General features: G+C 63.9%; 19 protein-coding genes. 6 read left to right on the top strand and 13 right to left on the bottom strand.

The window, feature by feature from the left end; genetic code table 11:
• Positions 1–29 precede the first annotated feature (29 nt).
• Both lolD and RW095_RS25325 read right to left on the bottom strand, forming a co-directional pair.
• Entirely contained in the window at positions 30–773 is a 744-nt protein-coding gene (gene lolD, locus RW095_RS25330) for a lipoprotein-releasing ABC transporter ATP-binding protein LolD (RefSeq protein WP_317021629.1), read from the bottom strand.
• Positions 766–2,019, bottom strand: a complete 1,254-nt coding sequence (locus RW095_RS25325) for a lipoprotein-releasing ABC transporter permease subunit (RefSeq protein ID WP_317021628.1) — start codon at positions 2,017–2,019, stop codon at positions 766–768. Before RW095_RS25325 ends, lolD begins: the two co-directional genes overlap by 8 nt.
• Before the next feature lie 423 nt (positions 2,020–2,442).
• On the opposite strand from RW095_RS25325, the gene RW095_RS25320 reads away from it, so the two are divergent.
• From RW095_RS25320 to RW095_RS25300, 5 genes are all read left to right on the top strand, one after another.
• Entirely contained in the window at positions 2,443–3,690 is a 1,248-nt protein-coding gene (locus tag RW095_RS25320) for a regulator (RefSeq protein ID WP_317021627.1), read from the top strand.
• Positions 3,691–3,727: 37 nt separating this feature from the next.
• Positions 3,728–5,434 carry a single-stranded-DNA-specific exonuclease RecJ gene (gene recJ, locus RW095_RS25315; RefSeq protein ID WP_317021626.1) on the top strand — a complete coding sequence of 569 codons (1,707 nt, stop codon included), beginning with the start codon at positions 3,728–3,730 and terminating at the stop codon, positions 5,432–5,434.
• Between the two features lie 163 nt (positions 5,435–5,597).
• A protein-coding gene (prfB, locus tag RW095_RS25310; RefSeq protein ID WP_317021625.1) for a peptide chain release factor 2 occupies positions 5,598–6,702 on the top strand; the annotation gives its coding sequence in 2 pieces (ribosomal slippage) (positions 5,598–5,678 and positions 5,680–6,702; 1,104 coding nt in all).
• A gap of 139 nt (positions 6,703–6,841) precedes the next feature.
• Positions 6,842–8,398: a lysine--tRNA ligase gene (gene lysS, locus RW095_RS25305; protein WP_317021624.1), complete on the top strand. Its 1,557-nt coding sequence runs from the start codon at positions 6,842–6,844 to the stop codon at positions 8,396–8,398.
• A 245-nt stretch (positions 8,399–8,643) separates the two neighbouring features.
• On the top strand, positions 8,644–9,408 hold the full coding sequence (locus RW095_RS25300; RefSeq protein WP_317021623.1) for a glycine zipper 2TM domain-containing protein: 765 nt from the start codon (positions 8,644–8,646) through the stop codon (positions 9,406–9,408).
• 97 nt (positions 9,409–9,505) lie between these two features.
• On the opposite strand, the gene iscX is transcribed toward RW095_RS25300, so the two are convergent.
• From iscX to RW095_RS25250, 10 genes are all read right to left on the bottom strand, one after another.
• A complete protein-coding gene (gene iscX, locus RW095_RS25295) occupies positions 9,506–9,703 on the bottom strand; it encodes a Fe-S cluster assembly protein IscX (protein ID WP_013588918.1) in 198 nt (65 codons plus the stop codon).
• A gap of 15 nt (positions 9,704–9,718) precedes the next feature.
• The gene (fdx, locus tag RW095_RS25290) at positions 9,719–10,060 is read right to left on the bottom strand and encodes an ISC system 2Fe-2S type ferredoxin (protein WP_128592140.1); all 342 of its coding nucleotides are present in this window, start codon (positions 10,058–10,060) and stop codon (positions 9,719–9,721) included.
• A gap of 159 nt (positions 10,061–10,219) precedes the next feature.
• Positions 10,220–12,091 carry a Fe-S protein assembly chaperone HscA gene (hscA, locus tag RW095_RS25285; protein ID WP_317021622.1) on the bottom strand — a complete coding sequence of 624 codons (1,872 nt, stop codon included), beginning with the start codon at positions 12,089–12,091 and terminating at the stop codon, positions 10,220–10,222.
• A 104-nt stretch (positions 12,092–12,195) separates the two neighbouring features.
• The gene (hscB, locus tag RW095_RS25280; RefSeq protein WP_317021621.1) at positions 12,196–12,723 is read right to left on the bottom strand and encodes a Fe-S protein assembly co-chaperone HscB; all 528 of its coding nucleotides are present in this window, start codon (positions 12,721–12,723) and stop codon (positions 12,196–12,198) included.
• Between the two features lie 150 nt (positions 12,724–12,873).
• Positions 12,874–13,197, bottom strand: coding sequence for an iron-sulfur cluster assembly protein IscA (iscA, locus tag RW095_RS25275; RefSeq protein WP_102630760.1), 324 nt, complete (start codon positions 13,195–13,197; stop codon positions 12,874–12,876).
• A gap of 130 nt (positions 13,198–13,327) precedes the next feature.
• Positions 13,328–13,741 carry a Fe-S cluster assembly scaffold IscU gene (iscU, locus tag RW095_RS25270; RefSeq protein ID WP_020065505.1) on the bottom strand — a complete coding sequence of 138 codons (414 nt, stop codon included), beginning with the start codon at positions 13,739–13,741 and terminating at the stop codon, positions 13,328–13,330.
• Positions 13,742–13,812: 71 nt separating this feature from the next.
• Complete coding sequence (locus RW095_RS25265; RefSeq protein WP_128591887.1) at positions 13,813–15,036, bottom strand: IscS subfamily cysteine desulfurase; 1,224 nt, start codon at positions 15,034–15,036, stop codon at positions 13,813–13,815.
• Between the two features lie 72 nt (positions 15,037–15,108).
• Positions 15,109–15,639: a Fe-S cluster assembly transcriptional regulator IscR gene (gene iscR, locus RW095_RS25260; protein WP_006051269.1), complete on the bottom strand. Its 531-nt coding sequence runs from the start codon at positions 15,637–15,639 to the stop codon at positions 15,109–15,111.
• A gap of 133 nt (positions 15,640–15,772) precedes the next feature.
• A complete protein-coding gene (locus RW095_RS25255) occupies positions 15,773–16,270 on the bottom strand; it encodes a low molecular weight protein-tyrosine-phosphatase (protein WP_317022672.1) in 498 nt (165 codons plus the stop codon).
• Positions 16,271–16,462: 192 nt separating this feature from the next.
• Positions 16,463–16,702, bottom strand: a complete 240-nt coding sequence (locus RW095_RS25250) for a hypothetical protein (RefSeq protein ID WP_317021620.1) — start codon at positions 16,700–16,702, stop codon at positions 16,463–16,465.
• A 267-nt stretch (positions 16,703–16,969) separates the two neighbouring features.
• Between RW095_RS25250 and RW095_RS25245 the strand changes: the two genes are divergently transcribed.
• Positions 16,970–17,485 (top strand): hypothetical protein, encoded by a 516-nt coding sequence (locus RW095_RS25245; RefSeq protein ID WP_317021619.1) that lies wholly within the window; start codon positions 16,970–16,972, stop codon positions 17,483–17,485.
• A 210-nt stretch (positions 17,486–17,695) separates the two neighbouring features.
• On the opposite strand, the gene RW095_RS25240 is transcribed toward RW095_RS25245, so the two are convergent.
• A complete protein-coding gene (locus RW095_RS25240; protein ID WP_317021618.1) occupies positions 17,696–19,111 on the bottom strand; it encodes a LutB/LldF family L-lactate oxidation iron-sulfur protein in 1,416 nt (471 codons plus the stop codon).
• Positions 19,112–19,119 lie beyond the last annotated feature (8 nt).

Raw genomic sequence — 19,119 nt, 5'->3', positions numbered from 1 at the left:
ATTTCAAGGTCGATGCCGCTTCGCCGCCGTCACACCGGAACCGGCGGCTCCTCATGCAAAATCCCTTCGCGCAGTCGCATGATGCGGTCGCACCGCCCGGCCAGTTCGGGGTCGTGAGTGACGATCACGAAACTCGTTTCGAGCGTTCGGGACAGTTCGAGCATCAGATTGAAGACCGTGTCCGCAGTGCCGCCGTCCAGATTGCCGGTGGGTTCGTCGGCGAGCACGCATGCCGGCTTCGTGACCAGCGCCCGGGCTATCGCCACACGCTGACGCTCGCCACCCGACAGTTCGCCCGGCCGATGTTTCGCGCGATGCGCCATGCCGACGCGCTCCAGCACCGCGAGCGCTTCGCGGCGCGACGCTTCGGTCGTCATGCGGCGGATCCGCAACGGCATTGCGACGTTATCGAGTGCGGAAAACTCCGGCAGCAGATGATGGAACTGGTACACGAAACCGAGCGCGCGATTGCGCAAGTCGTTGCGTTCGCGTTCGGAGAGCTTCGTGAACGGCTTGCCCATCACTGAGACGTGACCGGCGCTTGGATCGTCCAAGCCGCCGAGCACATGCAACAGCGTGCTCTTGCCGGAACCGGACGCACCGACAATCGCGAGTTTCTCGCCGCGCCGCACGCTCAGTTCGGCGTTGTTGAGCACCTGCACATTCAGACCGCCTTGCACGAACGACTTCGAAATGCCGGTAGCTTCCAGCACGTAGGGATGCTGCGTCAGTTCCTGAGCGGCCATGGGTAGAGTTGCGGAACGGTCATTCATAGCGCAGCGCCTCCGCGGGACGAACTTTGGCACCGCGCCAGCTCGGGTAAAGCGTCGCCACCGCCGACATCAGGAACGCGATGATGCCGATTCGCGCGACGTCGGCGGGAATCAGTTCGGACGGCAGCTCGCTGATGAAATACACCGACGGCGGCAAGAACTGCACGCCGATCATATGCTCGATCATCGGCACGAGCCATGGAATGCTCCACGCGATCAGGCAGCCCAGCGCGACGCCGGTTGCTGTGCCGATAAAGCCGATCGTCACGCCCTGCACGACGAAAATCTTCATGATCGAGCCGGGCTGCGCGCCGAGCGTGCGCAGAATCGCGATGTCGGCCTGCTTGTTGGTCACCGTCATTACGAGCGACGACACGAGATTGAACGCCGCAACCGCGATGATCAGCGTGAGGATGATGAACATCATGCGTTTTTCAATCTGCACCGCCGAGAACCAGGTCTTGTTCTGCTGCGTCCAGTCGCGGATATACAGGTCGCCAGACAGGCTGCGCGCAAGCTGATGCGCGACTTCCGGCGCACGCTGCATGTCGGTCAGGCGCAGCCGCACGCCGGTCGGCGCGGGCAGCCGGAACAGCGCCTGTGCGTCCTCGATATTGATCAGCGCGAGCGTGCTGTCGTACTCGTAATGCCCCGACTCGAAGATGCCTACCACCGTGAACTGCTTCAGGCGCGGCAGCATGCCGGCCGGCGTAATGGTGCCTTCGGGCGCGACCAGCGTGATCTTGTCGTTGACGGCCACGCCGAGATTGGTCGCGAGGTCCGCGCCCAGCACGATGCCGAAGTCGCCGGGCACGAGATCAGTGAGCTTGCCGCCTTTCATCTCCTTGCCGATGTCGGACACCTGCGGCTCGAGCGTCGGCTCCACGCCGCGCAACGCGACGCCGCTGACTGCGTCCTGGCGCGTGAGCAGCGCCTGCGCTTCCACATAAGGCGCGGCGCCGATCACTTCCTTGTTCTGGCGCGCTTCCTGGGCCGTGAGTTGCCAGTTAGGCATCGACCCGGTCGGCGAAAAGATTTCGACGTGCGCGAGCACCGACAGCATGCGGTCGCGCACTTCTTTCTGGAAGCCGTTCATGACCGACAGCACCACGATCAGCGCCGCCACGCCGAGCGCGATGCCCGACATTGAAACCAGTGCGATGAAGGAGATGAAGCCGTTGCCGGTCGTGCGTTTGCCGGCGCGGGTGTAGCGCCAGCCGATCTGCCATTCGTAGGGAAATTTCAAGCGAGTCCTTTTCTGCGTTCTTCGGCTACCCGGCCCGCGAGCGGTGTCTTGCGTCTGGCGATGTGTCCGGCGACGCGTCCGGCCCTATGCCTGCCGTTGCGCCTGCCGTCGCGTCGCGAATGCGGCCCGGGTGTCCTGATCATTGGTGTCGCGGCAATCCGGATGGTTCCGGTCCGACGTTGCGGCGCAAACCCGCCCCGCATTGCCGATGCCGCCACCGTCAACCAAGCGCGAAGTTTGCCATACAATGCCGCGCCGCCGCATAAACGGACTGCCGGTGGGACGGCTAGCGGGACCGCTGGAGAGACTGCTGCGGGACCGCTGCGCGGACTGCCCGGCGGAACTGCCGCCGCGCCGGTGACCCATTGCCGACCCGCGCCAACCGGGCGCGTCTATCGAAACCGCCGCGCGCTTTGCCCTACAATGCGCAGCATCATGCACGCCGACCGCCTCCATCTTCTGCTTCCTTTCGCGCTGCCCGCCGCAGCCGAGGCCTCCACCGCCCTGCACGACATCCGCAGCCCCGCCCTCGACCGGCTGGTCGCGCGTGCGACGCTCGTTGAGCGCGTGATCGGCGAGGATTTCCAGCGCACGCTGCCGCACGAACGCTGGATCGCGCGTCAGTTCGGCGCGCTACCGGCCACCTCGGCCACCTCGACGGGCGTGGCGGGCGCGACACGCACGCCGAGCGGCAGTGGCGCAAGCGGCTCCGCAGCCGCCGACGAGGCCCCACTTGCGCCCTACATGCTGCGCGCCGACGGCGGCGATCCCGGCGACGCCACGTGGGCATGCGTGCAGCCGGTGCACGTGCGCATCGCGCATGACCATCTGGTGCTGATCGATCCGACGTCGCTCGATCTGTCCGATGAAGAAGCGAGCGCGCTGCTCGCGGTGGCCCGTCCCCTGATCGAAGAGCTCGGCGTGCGCATCGAGGCGCCGAAGCCCGCGCGCTGGTACCTGTCGGGCGACGGCTTCGGCACGCTGGCCGGTGCATCGCCGTTGCGCGCGAGCGGCCGCAACATCGAAATCTGGTTGCCGCACGAAGCGCATTCCGGTGAGCGTTCGCGTGCATGGATGAAGCTGCAGAACGAAGTGCAGATGGCCTGGTTCGAGCACCCCGTGAACGAAGCGCGCGAGGCGCGCGGCCTGCCCGCCGTCAACTCTATCTGGTTTCACGCACAAGGCGCGGCGCGGCCTGTGCGCAGCCCGTTCTCGCGCGTTTTTTCAGACGCCGCCGCGACGCGCGGCCTCGCAATCACAGCTGGCGTTCCAGTCGGCGCACCGCCCGCTTCCTTCGCGGCGCTGTCGTCGCTGTCGTCGCTGGCAGAGCGCCGCGGCGCCAACGTAGGCGGCGAAACCACAACCCGTTCGAGCGGCGCCGCGAACGATGAGCGGCACACCGCAGCGCACGCGCGAAACACCACACTCGTGGAGCTCGACCCGTTCTCCGCGCCGTACATCGAACAGGACTGGGCGCGCTGGAACGCGGCCTTCGCGGCGCTGCAAGGCGACTGGTTCGAACCGGCGCTCGCAGCACTGCAATCCGGTGCACTTGCCGAGCTCGGCCTGACCTTGTGCGGCGACACCGGCTCCGTCACGCTCAGCATCACGCGCGGCGATTTGCGCAAATTCTGGCGACGGCGCCTGCTCGCCTCGCTTTTCATCGAATGATCGATTGCATGACCGACCATACAGACGGCCTTTCAGAATGACCCGAATCGTTACGCGCGCCTGTTCTCCTGTCGACGCCGAAATTCTCGTGCGCCACGGCCTGCATCCGGTACTCGCGCGCCTGTATGCGGCGCGCGGCGTGTGCCTGCCCGATGAAATCGAAACCGGACTCGCGCGCCTCGTGCCGCCCGCCGCGCTGAAAGGCTGCGAAGACGCCGCCGCGCTGCTCGCCGACGCGATCCAGCAAAAGCGTCGCATGCTGGTCGTGGCCGACTACGATTGCGACGGCGCCACCGCCTGCGCCGTCGCGGTGCGCGGGCTGCGCATGTTCGGCGGTCAGATCGACTATCTGGTCCCGAACCGCTTCGAATACGGCTACGGCCTCACGCCCGAGATCGTCGCGCTGGCCGCGCGCAACGCATCGGGCAAGCCCGACCTGCTGCTTACGGTCGACAACGGCATTGCGAGCGTGGACGGCGTCGAGGCAGCCAACGCTCTTGGGATCGACGTGCTCGTCACCGATCACCACCTGCCCGGCGACCAGTTGCCCGCTGCCCGCGCGATCGTCAATCCGAACCAGCCGGGCTGCGAGTTTCCGAGCAAGTGCATCGCGGGTGTCGGCGTGATGTTTTACGTGCTGCTCGCGCTGCGCGCCGAATTGCGCCGCCGCGGCGCGTTCGGCGACGATTTCCCGGAGCCGCGCCTTGACGGCCTGCTGGATCTGGTCGCGCTCGGCACCGTCGCGGACGTCGTGAAACTCGACGGCAACAACCGCGTGCTGGTCGCGCAAGGTTTGCAACGCATCCGCAAAGGCAAGATGCAGCCTGGCGTCGCCGCCCTTTTTCGCGCCGCCGCGCGCGACGCCCGCAACGCGTCCGGCTTCGACCTCGGCTTCGCGCTCGGCCCGCGGCTGAATGCGGCGGGACGCCTGTCGGATATGTCGCTCGGTATCGAATGCCTGACGACCGACGACGTCGGCCGCGCGTGGGAACTCGCGCAACAGCTCGATACGATGAACCGCGAGCGCCGCGAAATCGAAGCGGGCATGCAGCAACAGGCGCTCGACGACCTCTCGTCGATCGACCCCGACGGCGCGGCCACCATCACGCTGTTCAATCCGGCCTGGCACCAGGGCGTGATCGGCATCGTGGCGGGACGGCTGAAAGAGAAATTTCACCGGCCTTCGTTCACGTTCGCACTCGCCGACGACAGCGGCCAACTCGTCAAAGGCTCGGGGCGCTCGATCGCGGGCTTCCATCTGCGCGACGCGCTCGATCTGATTTCGAAGCGCGAGCCCGGCATGATCGTCAAATTCGGCGGCCACGCGATGGCGGCGGGCCTGACGCTCGCCGCCGCCGACGTGCCGCGCTTCACGGCCGCGTTCGAAGCGGTCGGCCGCGAGTGGCTCACCGACGACGCGCTCTCGCGCACCGTCGAAACCGACGGCGAACTGGAAGACGCGTATTTCACGCCGCAGTTCGTCGAAATGCTCGACGCGGCCGTCTGGGGCCAAGGCTTTCCGGCGCCGGTGTTTTCGGGCGAATTCGACGTCGCGTCGCAGGCTCTCGTGAAGGACAAGCACCTGAAGCTGCAGCTGATGCGCGGCCGCCAGCGCTTCAACGCAATCTGGTTCAATCACACCGACACGCTGCCCGCGCGCACCACGGTGGCGTACCGGCTTGCGAGCGACACGTGGAACGGCGTCTCGCGCGTGCAGCTGATCGTCGAGCACGCGGCGAGCTAGAGCGCCTTTAACGGCTTCGCCGACGCCGCTGCGCGAACCCGCCGCGGCGTCGAAAATCGCTGCAAAATCAATCCCAAACACACGCCGGATCGCCGATGCGCCTGCGGCGCGGCACGCCGATCGGCTATAATTTCACCTTTTTACGAAGCTATAAAAGATCGACATGGAAGCGGAACGTCTCAACGCGATCGAAGCCTCTCTGGCGGACCTGCGCACGCGCGCGGCCGACCTACGGGGGTATCTTTGACTACGACGACAAAGCACTGCGTCTAATCGAAGTCAACCGGGAACTCGAAGACCCGGACGTCTGGAACGACTCGAAACACGCCCAGGCGCTAGGCCGGGAGAAGAAACTGCTCGACGACACCGTCGGCAAACTCACGTCGCTCGACAACGACTTGCGCGACGCGCAAGACCTGTTCGACATGGCGCGTGAAGAAGGCGACGACGAAACGCTGATCGCCTGCGAAACGGACGCACAAGCGCTCGAACAGCGCGTCGCCGACATGGAGTTTCGCCGCATGTTCGCGAATCCGGCCGACCCGAACAACGCGTTTCTGGACATCCAGGCCGGCGCGGGCGGCACCGAGGCGTGCGACTGGGCGTCCATGCTGCTGCGCCAGTACCTGCGCTACTGCGAACGCAAGGGCTTCAAGACGGAAGTGCTGGAGCAGACCGACGGCGACGTCGCGGGCATCAAGAACGCCACGATCAAGATCGAAGGCGAATACGCTTACGGCTTCCTGCGCACCGAAACCGGCGTGCACCGCCTCGTGCGCAAGTCGCCGTTCGACTCGTCGGGCGGGCGTCATACGTCGTTTTCGTCGGTGTTCGTGTATCCGGAAGTCGACGATTCGATCGAGGTGGATATCAACCCGGCCGATCTGCGGATCGACACGTACCGCGCGTCCGGCGCGGGCGGTCAGCACATCAACAAGACTGACTCAGCGGTGCGTATCACGCACATTCCGTCGGGCATCGTCGTGCAGTGCCAGAACGACCGCTCGCAGCACCGCAACCGCGCCGAAGCAATGGCCATGCTGAAATCGCGTCTGTACGAAGCGGAGATCCGCAAGCGTCAGGCCGAGCAGGACAAGCTCGAAGCGGGCAAGACCGACGTGGGTTGGGGTCACCAGATCCGCTCGTACGTGCTGGACAACAGCCGTATCAAGGACCTGCGCACCAACGTCGAAATCAGCAATACGAAGAGCGTGCTCGACGGCGATCTCGATCCGTTTATCAGCGCGAGCCTGAAACAAGGCGTCTGAGTACGACCGGCGCGGTACGGCACGCAACGCCGCGCCGCGCCGTATCTTTTTACCGCCTGAGGTCTGTCACCAACTGGCTGTCCGCAAGCCGGCCACCGAATGCGGACCACCTATTGCGGACCACGAATACCAAACCATCATGAACGAACCGATCCAGCCCAATACGGTCCAGCCAGATGCGGCCCAGCCGAGCGTCGTGCCCGAGGTGGACGACAACAAGATCATCGCCGAGCGCCGCGAAAAGCTGCGCGAGGTGCGTGAGCAAGGCGTCGCCTATCCGAACGATTTCCGTCCCACGCATCATGCGCAAGATCTGCAATCGCAGTTCGAGCAAACCGACAAGGAAGCGCTCGAGGCAAACCCGCTCGAAGTAGCGATTGCCGGCCGCATGATGCTCAAGCGCGTGATGGGCAAGGCAAGCTTTGCGACCGTGCGCGACGGCTCGGGGCAGATCCAGTTCTTCATCACAGCGGCCGACGTCGGTCAGCAAACCTACGACGCCTTCAAGAAGTGGGACATGGGCGACATCGTCGCGGCGCGCGGCGTGCTGTTTCGCACCAACAAGGGCGAGCTCTCCGTGCGCTGTACCGAACTGCGCCTGCTGTCGAAGTCGCTGCGTCCGCTGCCGGACAAGTTCCACGGTCTGTCGGACCAGGAGATGAAGTATCGCCAGCGCTACGTGGATCTGATCGTCACGCCGGAAACGCGCAAGACGTTCGTCGCGCGTACCAAGGCGATTTCGTCGATCCGCAAATTCATGGCCGACGCCGACTTCATGGAAGTCGAAACGCCAATGCTCCACCCCATTCCCGGTGGCGCGGCGGCCAAGCCGTTCACCACGCACCACAATGCGCTCGACATGCAGATGTTTCTGCGCATCGCGCCTGAGCTGTATCTGAAGCGGCTGGTGGTGGGCGGCTTCGAGCGCGTGTTCGAGATCAACCGTAACTTCCGCAATGAGGGCGTCTCCGTGCGCCACAACCCGGAATTCACGATGATCGAGTTCTACGCGGCGTACACCGATTACAAGTGGGTGATGGATTTCACCGAGCAGTTGATCCGCCAGGCCGCGATCGACGCATTGGGTACCGCGACGATCACGTACCAAGGGCGCGAACTCGATCTGGCGAAGCCGTTCCACCGTTTGACGATCAACCAGGCTATCCAGAAGTACGCACCGCAATACACGAACGAGCAGCTAGCCGACAGCGCGTTCCTTCGCACGGAACTGAAGAAGTTCGGCGTGGACGCGTCGCAGCCGCAGTTCCTGAATGCGGGCGTGGGCTCGCTGCAACTGGCGCTGTTCGAAGAGACCGCCGAGTCGCAACTGTGGGAGCCGACATACATCATCGACTATCCGGTCGAGGTGTCGCCGCTCGCGCGCGCATCGGACAAGGTGGAAGGCATCACCGAGCGATTCGAGCTGTTCATTACCGGCCGCGAAATCGCCAACGGCTTCTCGGAGCTGAACGATCCGGAAGACCAGGCGGCGCGCTTCAAGAAGCAGGTCGACCAGAAAGACGCCGGCGACGAAGAAGCCATGTTCTACGACGCCGACTATATCCGCGCGCTCGAATACGGCATGCCGCCGGCGGGCGGCTGCGGTATTGGCATTGACCGTCTGGTTATGATGCTCACTGACAGCCCCAGCATCCGCGACGTGATTCTGTTCCCGCATCTGCGTCGCGAAGACTGAGCATTACGCGGTTTCCTTTGGAAACGCCCGGCTCTGATGCCGGGCGTTGTGCGTTGTGCGTTTTGCGTTGTGCGGGGGTAGGCACTGCGTTGGCTAGACGTTGTAACCATTGGTAAAAGCGCCGCCGCGGTACGTACCGGAAAGCGCCGTTTCCGGCAAATCGTTACAATTCGAAACGTCCCGTGGATCGATTTCGCGGAGACTTGGTCTCATTACAAGTCACTCTGCCAAAGACGGAGGCGAAGATGGATAGACCCAACACGCAACCCGCCACGCCAGTGGCGCAGAACCCAACGCCGCCGACATCCCAGCGGCGGCTCCATCCGCTCGTCGCGACTGCCGCGGGCGCTGTCATTATCGCGAGCCTCGTCGCGACGGCGGCAATCACAGGCATGTTCCCCAAGGCGTCCAGCACCGGCGAGCCCACCGGCCAGACGCAGGCGGCGCAGGTCCTGCCACAAAGCGGCCAGCCAGCGGTGGTCGATTCGGCGGCCCCGGCCAACCCGTCGGCGCAGCAGAGTTCCGGTCAGATCGTCCAGCAGCCCGCGCCGCAGCAAGCCGAAGCGCAGCCCCAGCGCGCGCCGGCACCGTCTCCCGCGCAGCAACAGTACGCGCAACAGCAACAGGCACAGCCCGCGCCGCGATATGTTCAGCAGCAGCCGACGCAACCGGCCTACTGCGCGAGTTGCGGCACGGTCGTCGCAATTTCCGAAGCGCGTCAGGAAGGTCATGGGACCGGCATTGGCGCGGTCGGCGGCGCGGTGGCGGGCGGCGTGGTCGGCAATCAGTTCGGCAGCGGCAATGGGCGTACTGCAATGACACTGCTCGGCGCGCTCGGCGGCGGCCTTGCCGGCAATTCAGTCGAAAAGCATATCCGCAGCACGACGTCGTATTCGGTGCGGGTGCGAATGGAAAACGGCAAGACGCGCTACTTCACGTATCACGAAGCGCCGCCGTTCCAGCAGGGACAGCGCGTTCGTGTGCAGAACGGCACGCTCGTGGCGGACTGACCCTGCGCATCTGATCTGACGTGCATAAAAAAGGCGATTCCAATGGAACCGCCTTTTTCTTTACCGCAGCCGCATCAGCGCAAGCCGCCTCGCAAACTCAGTAATCCGCGTCTTCGATCCATGCAGCCTGGATCGCCTCGAGGATCTTTTCGTTCGACCGGTTCGGATCGTCGTCGAATCCTTCCAGTTCGGTGACCCAGCGGTGCAAGTCGGTGAAGCGCACTTGCTGCGGATCGACGTCCTGATGCTTGTCGGTCAGGGCCATCGCGATGTCTTGCGTATCGGTCCACTTCATGGCTGCGTCCTCCTGTTAGTGGTTTTCCTTCGCGTGATTGATCGAGTAACGCGGGATTTCGACGACCAGGTCCTGCTCGGCCGGCACAACCGCCTGGCACGACAGACGCGAAGCCGGCTCGAGCCCCCACGCCTTGTCCAGCAGATCGTCCTCGTCTTCCTCGGACGGCGTCAAGGCGGCGAAACCCTCACGCACGATCACGTGACAGGTCGTGCAGGCGCACGACTTCTCGCAGGCATGCTCGATTTCGATGCCGTTATCGAGCAGGTTGTCGCAAATGCTCTTGCCGGGCACGGCTTCGATCACCGCGCCTTCCGGGCACAGTTCGACGTGAGGCAGCACAACGATTTGAGGCATACATTTTCCGTTTGGGTCCGAGGCGCGGCCTCTACCAGGTTCGCGCCATTTTACTGGCGCCACGCGGAGTTTTTAAGTCCGCGCGGCGCGCTTCTGTTTCTGCGGCGAGCTGCCGCTTGCTGCCGCTTGCCGATGCTGTCAACGCATGCGGCGCGAGCTTCAGATCTCGTCGAGCTTGCGGCCGGCCAGCGCGCGGCGAATGCCCTTGTTCATGCGGCGGGCGGCGAATTCGTCGGTGCCTTCGGCGAGTTTTCTGGTTGCTGCTTCGATCGCGTCCACGTCGTCGCTCTGCGCGACATTGCGCAAGGCGGTGAGCAGCGCGTCGAGTTCCGCGCGCTCGCTGTCGTCGAGCAGTTCGGCGTCGGCGGCGAGCGCCGCGTCGGTCGCTTCGACGAGACGCCGCGCTTCGACCTGCGCCTCGCGCAGCGCTCGGGCGCGCATGTCGACTTCAGCGGTGGAGAAGCTGTCTTCGAGCATTCTGGCGATGTCGTCGTCGGCGAGACCGTACGACGGCTTCACGACCACCGACGCCTCCACGCCCGAGCCGAGCTCGCGTGCAAACACGGACAACAGGCCGTCCGCGTCCACCTGATAGGTCACGCGGATGCGCGCCGCGCCGGCCGCCATCGGCGGAATGCCGCGCAGCTCGAAACGCGCGAGCGAGCGGCAGTCGCTGACGAGTTCGCGCTCGCCTTGCACGACGTGGATCGCCATCGCCGTCTGGCCGTCCTTGAACGTGGTGAAATCCTGCGCGCGCGCGACCGGAATCGTCGAATTGCGCAGGATGATTTTCTCGGTCAGACCGCCCATTGTCTCGACGCCGAGCGACAGCGGAATCACGTCGAGCAACAGCCAGTCGTCGCCGTCCGCGCCGCGGTTGCCAGCGAGCAGGTCGGCCTGGATTGCGGCGCCCAGCGCGACGACCTGGTCGGGATCGAGATTGATGAGCGGCGGCTGGCCGAAGAACGATTCGACCGCGCGGCGAATCACCGGCATGCGCGTCGCGCCACCCACCAGCACGACGCCCTTGATCTCTTTGGTTGTAACCTTGGCGTCGCGCAACGCCTTTTTCGTCGGGCCGAGCGTGCGTTGCACGAGCGCCTGAGTGATGGCCTCGAAAGTGGCCTCCTCGATCGTCAGATCGATCCTGGTGCCGCTGGAAAGCGTCACGGCGAGGGTTGCCTCGGGCGCGTCCGACAACGCCTCCTTGGTCGTGCGAACGCTGTCGAGCAGCAGCCGCACGTCTTCGGGCGCGAGCGTTTTCGGCGCGATGCCGGCCTGCTCCAGCACATGGCGATACAGCGCGTGGTCGAAATCGTCGCCGCCGAGCGCCGAGTCGCCGCCCGCCGCGAGCACTTCGAACACGCCTTTCGTGAGCTTGAGAATCGACAGGTCGAAGGTGCCGCCGCCGAGATCGTAGACGGCGTACAAGCCTTCCGAGCCGTTGTCGAGGCCGTAGGCAATCGCGGCCGCGGTCGGCTCGTTCAACAGGCGCAGCACGTTCAGGCCGGCCAGACGCGCGGCGTCCTTGGTCGCCTGGCGCTGGGCTTCGTCGAAGTAAGCGGGCACCGTGATCACCGCGCCAACCAGTTCGTCGCCAAGCGTGTCTTCGGCGCGCTGGCGCAGCGTCGCGAGAATCTCCGCCGATACTTCGACCGGACTCTTCACACCGTCGACGGTACGGATCTGCACCATGCCGGGCGCGTCGATGAAATCGTAGGGCGCGTTTTCGGCACCCTCCACTTCCGCCTTGCCGCGTCCCATGAAACGCTTGACGGAGACGATCGTGTTGCGCGGATCGGTCGCCGCCTCGGCCTTGGCCGCGCGGCCGATACGGCGGCCGCCCTTCTCCAGATAACGCACCACGGAGGGCAGCAGCACATGGCCGTCTTCGTCGGGCAGCACATCGGGCACACCGCTGCGCACGGCGGCGACGAGGGAGTTGGTCGTGCCGAGGTCGATACCGACCGCCAGACGCCGCTGATGAGGCGCCGGCGCCATGCCGGGTTCGGAGATTTGCAGTAAGGCCATCTGGATCTTCTCGGAGCCGTCAGACTCCGTCCTGAAATTGCGTTGCTGGATGTAATGCCAATGCCGCTTTGCACCGCTGCGATGCGACGCTGCAAACGAGCCGCCTAGTTCTCGAGCCGCTCGATCTGCGTGCCGATTTCCGCCGCCACCCGTTCGATAAACATCAACTGCCGCACCGCCTCGCCCGCCGCCTGATTTACGCCGCTGTCGAGCAACGCGCCGAGCTTCTCGATACGCACGCGTTCTTCGTCGCGCAATTCGATGAGCAAGGCGTCGAGCGCGTCGACGTTCTTTGCCGCGGCGGCGTCTTCAATGCCTTCACGCCACTCCATCTGCTGCATCAGAAACGCCGGCTCCATTGCGGTGTTGTCGTGCGCGCCGACGTCGATGCCACGCAGATGCAGCAGGTACGTCGCGCGCTTTAACGGATCGCGCAGCGTTTGATACGCCTCGTTCGTGCGCGTCGCCCATTGCATCGCGATGCGCTTTTGTGCGTCGCCGGCTGCCGCGAAGCGGTCTGGATGCACTTGCGCCTGGACCGTGCGATATGCGTGATCGAGCGCAGCCGAATCGAGCGCGAATCGCGCAGGGAGACCAAACAGGTCGAAGTGGCTATCTTTCAGCGAGACCATCGGATCAAAAAATTCCGTCGAGAAAAGCGCATTTGAGCGGAGGTCGAGAGCGTAGCCGGTCAACAGGGCTGCACCTCACGCGAAATCGCGGAGCAAACTAAAAAGGCGGCCCACGCCGCCTTTGGTCCGCTGCACGCGGAAGTGTTCGAGTTAGACGCGGAACGACTCGCCGCAGCCGCACTCGTCTTTCACATTCGGGTTATTGAACTTGAAGCCTTCGTTCAGCCCTTCGCGCGCGAAATCGAGTTCGGTTCCGTCGATATATGCAAGGCTCTTCGGGTCGACAATGATCTTCACGCCGTTGCATTCGAACACCTCGTCTTCGGGCGCGAGTTCGTCCACGTACTCGAGCTTGTAAGCCAAGCCGGAGCAGCCGGTGGTGCGCACGCCGACGCGCAGGCCCACGCCTTTACCGCGACGGGTCAGATACTTCTGGACGTGCTGTGCTGCCTTCTGGGTCAACGTAATTGCCATAGCGTTTCTCATTGCGCGGTGCGTTCCTACGCACCGCTGCCCTGCCTGCATCAAATGTCGCTCATGCCTGATGGCGCGTGTACCCGCGCCGCCCGCTTCCCTTCACCCGATCGCTCCCGAACCCAAAGCTTCAAGCGTGTTGCTTGTCGCTTTCTTCGACCGCTGCGCCGTGACGTTGCTTGTAGTCGGCGACCGCAGCCTTGATCGCGTCTTCCGCGAGAATCGAGCAGTGGATCTTCACCGGCGGCAACGCGAGTTCTTCGGCGATCTGCGTGTTCTTGATCGACATAGCCTGATCGAGCGTCTTGCCCTTCACCCATTCGGTGACGAGCGAGCTAGATGCGATCGCCGAACCGCAGCCGTACGTCTTGAACTTCGCGTCTTCGATGATGCCGTCCGCGCCCACGCGGATCTGCAGCTTCATCACGTCGCCGCAAGCGGGCGCGCCGACCATGCCGGTGCCGACCGTGTCGTCGTCTTTCGCAAACGAGCCGACGTTGCGCGGGTTTTCGTAGTGATCCAGAACCTTGTCGCTATAAGCCATGATTACACTCCTTGATTCGTTTCAATCTGCCAATCGGATAAAAGCGCGATCAAATTCGACCAGCCGGCGCGTCAGTGCGCTGCCCACTGAATGGTCGAAATGTCGATGCCGTCCTGATGCATTTCCCACAGCGGCGACAGATCGCGCAGCTTCGAAATTTTCGTCTTCAACAGATTGATCACGTAGTCGACGTCCTGCTCGGTCGTGAAGCGGCCCACCGTGAAGCGGATCGAGCTGTGCGCCAGTTCGTCGTTACGGCCGAGCGCGCGCAGCACATACGACGGTTCCAGCGAAGCCGACGTACACGCCGAACCCGACGACACCGCCACGTCCTTCACCGCCATGATCAGCGATTCGCCTTCGACGAAATTAAAGCTGATGTTCAGGTTGTGCGGCACACGCTTTTCCATGTCGCCGTTCACATACACTTCTTCGATCTCCGACAGCCCGCGCAGCAAGCGGTCGCGCAGCATGCGAATGCGCTCGTTTTCCGTTGCCATTTCTTCGCGCGCGAGCCGGAATGCTTCGCCCATACCGACGATCTGGTGCGTCGCCAGCGTGCCCGAACGCATGCCGCGCTCGTGACCGCCGCCGTGCATTTGCGCCTCGATACGCACACGCGGCTTGCGGCGCACGTACAACGCGCCGATGCCCTTCGGGCCATAAGTCTTGTGCGCCGAGAACGACATGAGGTCGACCTTCAGCTTTTGCAAATCGATCTCGATCTTGCCCGTGGCCTGCGCCGCGTCCACGTGAAAAATAATGCCTTTTTCACGGGTGATCTCGCCGATCGCCTCGATGTCCTGAATCACGCCGATCTCGTTGTTCACCGACATGATCGACACGAGGATCGTGTCCGGGCGAATCGCCGCCTTGAACTTCTCGAGGTCGATCAGACCGTCATCCTTCACATCCAGATACGTGACTTCGAAGCCTTCACGCTCGAGTTCGCGGCAGGTGTCGAGCACGGCCTTGTGCTCGGTCTTCACCGTGATGACGTGCTTGCCTTTGCTCTTGTAGAAGTGCGCGGCGCCCTTGATCGCGAGGTTGTCCGACTCGGTTGCGCCCGAGGTCCAGATGATTTCGCGCGGGTCGGCGTTGACCAGCGCCGCGACGTTCTCGCGCGCTTCTTCGACTGCGCGCTCCGCCGTCCAGCCATACGAGTGGCTGCGCGATGCGGGGTTGCCGAACTGCTCGCGCAGATACGGAATCATCTTGTCCACCACGCGCGGGTCGACTGGGGTCGTCGCGCTGTAGTCCATGTAAATGGGCAGGTGGGGAATGTCGTTGTTCATCTATCGCTCCGGGGACGTCGTGTGCTCTGGCTTCTGAATTCGCTATGGGCCGCGGTGATGTCGTGCCGCGCCTCAGGAACCGGCCATGTTGAAAACGGAATTGGGTCCTTTAGGCGCCACGCGGACCGGCTCTACCGCCGGCGCCTCGCTGCGCCTGTCGCGCAGGACGGCCGGCGCGCCTTCGCGCGAACGCTGCTGATCGACCAGATCTTTCAGGGAGACCGAATCCAGGTACTCGACCATTTTCTGGTTCAGCGTGGACCACAGCTCGTGGGTCATGCAGTGACCGTCGTGCTGCTTCGTGCCCTCGCACGAGCCCTTGCCGCCGCATTGAGTTGCGTCGAGCGGCTCGTCCACCGCGATGATGATGTCGGCCACGGTCACGTCTTCGGCACGGCGGGCAAGGTTATAGCCGCCGCCCGGTCCGCGCACGGACTCGACGATTTCATGGCGACGCAGCTTGCCAAAGAGCTGCTCAAGGTACGACAGGGAGATATGCTGGCGCTGGCTGATACCCGCAAGCGTCACCGGGCCCTGCTCCTGGCGCAGCGCCAGGTCAATCATCGCCGTGACGGCGAAACGGCCTTTCGTGGTGAGTCTCATATGTATGGGGAACCGCTATTCTCGACAAGTTTTGTCAAGTATAAATACATGAGCGATTTAGTCAAGTATCCCTATCGCGATTTGGGTCATTCGCTTAATTGCTAGCGCGCCTTTGTGGCCGCGACCAGCGGACCTAACCGATCAATTGGGGACGCAGCGCCGCGATAAGGCCTCGGCACGCTGCTTCGCATTGGTCGAGAACCTGCTCGAAGCCTTCGGCACCGCCGAAATAGGGATCGACAACTTCCCGTGATCCGCCCCAGCGAGCATCGGTCTCGGGCACGAATTCCATTAGCAGGCGAATCTTGTCCCGCTGGTCCGGCGGGCATACCTGGCGCAGCGCGGCCACGTTCTTGTCGTCCATCGCGATCAGAAGATCGAAGCGGTCGAAGTCGATCCCGGCGATCTGCCGGCCGCGCAACGCTGCGAGGTCGTAGCCCCGGCCGCGCGCCGCGTGTAGAGCGCGCTCGTCCGGCGGCTGGCCGATGTGCCAATCGCCTGTGCCTGCTGAGTCGATCAGGATGCGTTCACCGAGCTTCGCCTCTTCGACGAGACGGCGCATCACGCCCTCCGCGGTAGGCGAACGGCAGATGTTCCCGAGGCAGACAAAGCAGATGGACACGGTTTTCATCAGGGGCTTCTTCTGACGCTTCACAGCGCACTGGTAGTACAAGTCCGCGGCAAGCGGCACGACCAGCCGCACGCCGCCCACACGGCCTGACGAAATGAAAGGCGACGCCTGCCGCACGGTGCCGCGATTATACAAAGCCGCGCCGAATCTCGCCCGCAGCCGAACGCCTGTTGCGGCCGGTCGTTCGCAAGCTCAGGATGCCGGCGGCAGCGGCAACACCGTGACGGCGCGCAACGGCTTGGCCGGCGGTGACGCTGCGTCGTCGATCATGCCGTAGGAGACGGCGCGCGCGAGCTCCGCGGTCAGCTGCTCGGCGGCAAGGGGCGCCTGCGAAGCACGCGAAGCGCCGTCGGCGCAGATCTGCATATACGCTAGCCCCGCCAGCGCGAGGACGAGTGCGAGAGGCCAGTACACCGCTATTGTCTTTTTCATGATGTCGTTCTTCCGAAGATGGCTCGCGAGTTCAACGCTCACTATGCCCATCACGAATCCTATAGAAAGAGCTAATCGGGAAAAACCCGGCCGCGCGTGATACAGCGTTGCGTGTATTGGAACAGTGAAACGATGTGCTGCCGGCAGGGCCATATACGATCAGGCCTGGCACAGAACTTAACTCCTTACAAAAGCATACAAAGCTAGCGCGACAGATGAGCATAATTGCGGTCTCATAGTCATGAAACCTCTTGGCTCGGGCTTGAAATGAAACGCTTTGCACCCCTCGGCGCTGTCGCCGTCGCCGCTCTTCTAGGCGGCTGTGCCGTTTATCCGGACGGCACTCCGATGTACAGCAACGGCTACAGCACCTACGACGGTTACGACGGCTACGGCGCCCCTGTCCCGCCGCAGACCAACGTTTACATGGGTTACAACAATTACTACGGCCCTGGTTATTACAACGGCCCCGGGCGCTACTACGGGCCGGGACCGGGATATCGCGGTTATCCGGGACGTCCGTACCACGACGGTGATAACGGCAATCACGGCGGCAACGGTGGATGGCACGGCCAGTCTGGTGGCGGCCCGCCGCCGCAAGGCGCGGCCGCCGGTCCGCGCGGACCGAGCGGGTCGAATGCGCCGCGGCCTGCCGCCGCGCCTCCGCCGCCAGCACCGACGCAACAGGCAGGAGGGGGAGGCGGAGGTGGCCACGGCAATGGCGGCGGGCCGGTCGTGAGAGGCAATCCGAATCGCCCGTCGGGCGGCCCAACGGATCACTAAATGGCGCTTGAGCGGCCGAGGCGATACGCAAGAATCGCCTACCGCGCACTTGTCATGGGCCTGCATTCTCGGTGATCTGCTTGCCGCGTAATCGCACAGGCCTGCAGGCAATGGCGCGAGCGCAGTTGGTTCGCGGGCCACCGCCACGAGAGCGGCGCTTTTGCTCCGTCATCCGCCTTGCAGCAGGACGCGCAGCGCGCTCACCCACAATCAGCCGATATGACTGCGCTGCGCGGCGTACAACTCCCTGAACGTGCGCCCCACAGGCGCGGGCATGTCACGGGTGTCGGTCCAGCCGGCGCCAGCTAGCGGCAACTTGGCAATCGACCGATTGCTCCCGCCCATGCGCTCCAGCACACGCACGGCGAGCTTCGTGACAACGGCATACATCTGTGGATGCAGCGCCATAAAGCCCCACACAGCCATGCCCGCACGCTCCCTCCATGGACGCAGGCGTCGCTCCACCTGCTTCTCCCGCAGCTTGCGCAACAGGTCGGACAAAGGAATCCCGACGGGGCAAACGCTATTGCACTCGCCGCACAGCGTGGCCGCCTGCGGCAGATCCAGCGCCTTGTCGAGGCCGACATAACTCGGCGTCAGCACCGAGCCCATGGGTCCCGGATAGACCCAGCCATACGCGTGTCCGCCCACTTTCTGATACACCGGACAATGGTTCATGCACGCGCCGCACCGAATGCAGCGAAGCATCTCCTGGAAATCGCCGCCGATCAGGCCCGTGCGCCCGCCGTCGACGAGCACCACATACATGTGCTCCGGCCCGTCCTGATCGCCCTCGCCTCGCGGTCCGGTCAGCAGGGAGAAGTAATTCGACGTGGTCTGGCCGGTCGCGGAGCGCGGCAGCAGACGCATGGCCGTGGCGAGGTCTTCGAGTGTCGGCAATACCTTCTCGATGCCGGTTACGGCCACATGCACGCGCGGCATGACGGTGCACATGCCTTCATTGCCCTCGTTCGTGACGAGCACGACCGAGCCGGTCTCCGCGATCACGAAGTTGCCGCCCGTCACGCCCATGTCCGCGCTCATGAAGTGCGGACGCAGCACCTGCCGTGCTTCGAGCGTCATGTCGGGAATTTCGGTGAGGCGCGGCCGGCCATGTGTTTTGGCGAAGAGGTCGGCGATCTCGTCCTTATCCTTATGCACGACCGGCGCGATGATGTGGCTCGGCGGCTCGTTGCCGTTGATCTGCAGAATGTATTCGCCCAGATCGGTTTCGATGGATTGCACGCCCATTTGCCCGAGCACTTCGTTCAGGCGCATTTCTTCGGTGACCATCGACTTGGTCTTGATCACCTTCTTCACGTCGTGCCGGCGTGCAATGTCGCCGACGAGCCGCGCGGCCTCCTGAGTGGTCTCCGCGAATAGCACGGTGACGCCGCGCCGGGCCGCCTCGCGCTCGAAGGTCTCCAGCCACACGTCGAGGTTTTCGAGGGCGCGGTTGCGGCGCTCCTTGAGCGCCGCGCGGGTGGCGGCGAAGTCGATTGCCGTCAGCGCGATGGCACGGGCGGAAACGAACTTGGTGGACAGCTTGATCAGGTTCTGCTGCAACCGCTGGTCTGCGAGTTTCTGACCGGCGCGCGCCTTGAATTGCATGGACTGGATTTGCATGGCGATCC

This window comes from Paraburkholderia kirstenboschensis (assembly GCF_032806925.1).
Taxonomy (GTDB): Bacteria; Pseudomonadota; Gammaproteobacteria; order Burkholderiales; family Burkholderiaceae; genus Paraburkholderia; species Paraburkholderia kirstenboschensis.
The sequence above is the reverse complement of the archived record's forward strand: the minus strand, read 5'-3'. Positions and strand labels throughout refer to the sequence as shown.

What these genes read in the sequence shown, in the direction of transcription:
- lolD (WP_317021629.1), bottom strand. Translation starts at nt 773, where the DNA reads ATGAATGACCGTTCCGCAACTCTACCCATGGCCGCTCAGGAACTGACG.
- RW095_RS25320 (WP_317021627.1), top strand. Translation starts at nt 2,443, where the DNA reads ATGCGCAGCATCATGCACGCCGACCGCCTCCATCTTCTGCTTCCTTTC.
- recJ (WP_317021626.1), top strand. Translation starts at nt 3,728, where the DNA reads ATGACCCGAATCGTTACGCGCGCCTGTTCTCCTGTCGACGCCGAAATT.
- lysS (WP_317021624.1), top strand. Translation starts at nt 6,842, where the DNA reads ATGAACGAACCGATCCAGCCCAATACGGTCCAGCCAGATGCGGCCCAG.
- RW095_RS25300 (WP_317021623.1), top strand. Translation starts at nt 8,644, where the DNA reads ATGGATAGACCCAACACGCAACCCGCCACGCCAGTGGCGCAGAACCCA.
- iscX (WP_013588918.1), bottom strand. Translation starts at nt 9,703, where the DNA reads ATGAAGTGGACCGATACGCAAGACATCGCGATGGCCCTGACCGACAAG.
- fdx (WP_128592140.1), bottom strand. Translation starts at nt 10,060, where the DNA reads ATGCCTCAAATCGTTGTGCTGCCTCACGTCGAACTGTGCCCGGAAGGC.
- hscA (WP_317021622.1), bottom strand. Translation starts at nt 12,091, where the DNA reads ATGGCCTTACTGCAAATCTCCGAACCCGGCATGGCGCCGGCGCCTCAT.
- hscB (WP_317021621.1), bottom strand. Translation starts at nt 12,723, where the DNA reads ATGGTCTCGCTGAAAGATAGCCACTTCGACCTGTTTGGTCTCCCTGCG.
- iscA (WP_102630760.1), bottom strand. Translation starts at nt 13,197, where the DNA reads ATGGCAATTACGTTGACCCAGAAGGCAGCACAGCACGTCCAGAAGTAT.
- iscU (WP_020065505.1), bottom strand. Translation starts at nt 13,741, where the DNA reads ATGGCTTATAGCGACAAGGTTCTGGATCACTACGAAAACCCGCGCAAC.
- RW095_RS25265 (WP_128591887.1), bottom strand. Translation starts at nt 15,036, where the DNA reads ATGAACAACGACATTCCCCACCTGCCCATTTACATGGACTACAGCGCG.
- iscR (WP_006051269.1), bottom strand. Translation starts at nt 15,639, where the DNA reads ATGAGACTCACCACGAAAGGCCGTTTCGCCGTCACGGCGATGATTGAC.
- RW095_RS25255 (WP_317022672.1), bottom strand. Translation starts at nt 16,270, where the DNA reads ATGAAAACCGTGTCCATCTGCTTTGTCTGCCTCGGGAACATCTGCCGT.
- RW095_RS25250 (WP_317021620.1), bottom strand. Translation starts at nt 16,702, where the DNA reads ATGAAAAAGACAATAGCGGTGTACTGGCCTCTCGCACTCGTCCTCGCG.
- RW095_RS25245 (WP_317021619.1), top strand. Translation starts at nt 16,970, where the DNA reads ATGAAACGCTTTGCACCCCTCGGCGCTGTCGCCGTCGCCGCTCTTCTA.
- RW095_RS25240 (WP_317021618.1), bottom strand. Translation starts at nt 19,111, where the DNA reads ATGCAAATCCAGTCCATGCAATTCAAGGCGCGCGCCGGTCAGAAACTC.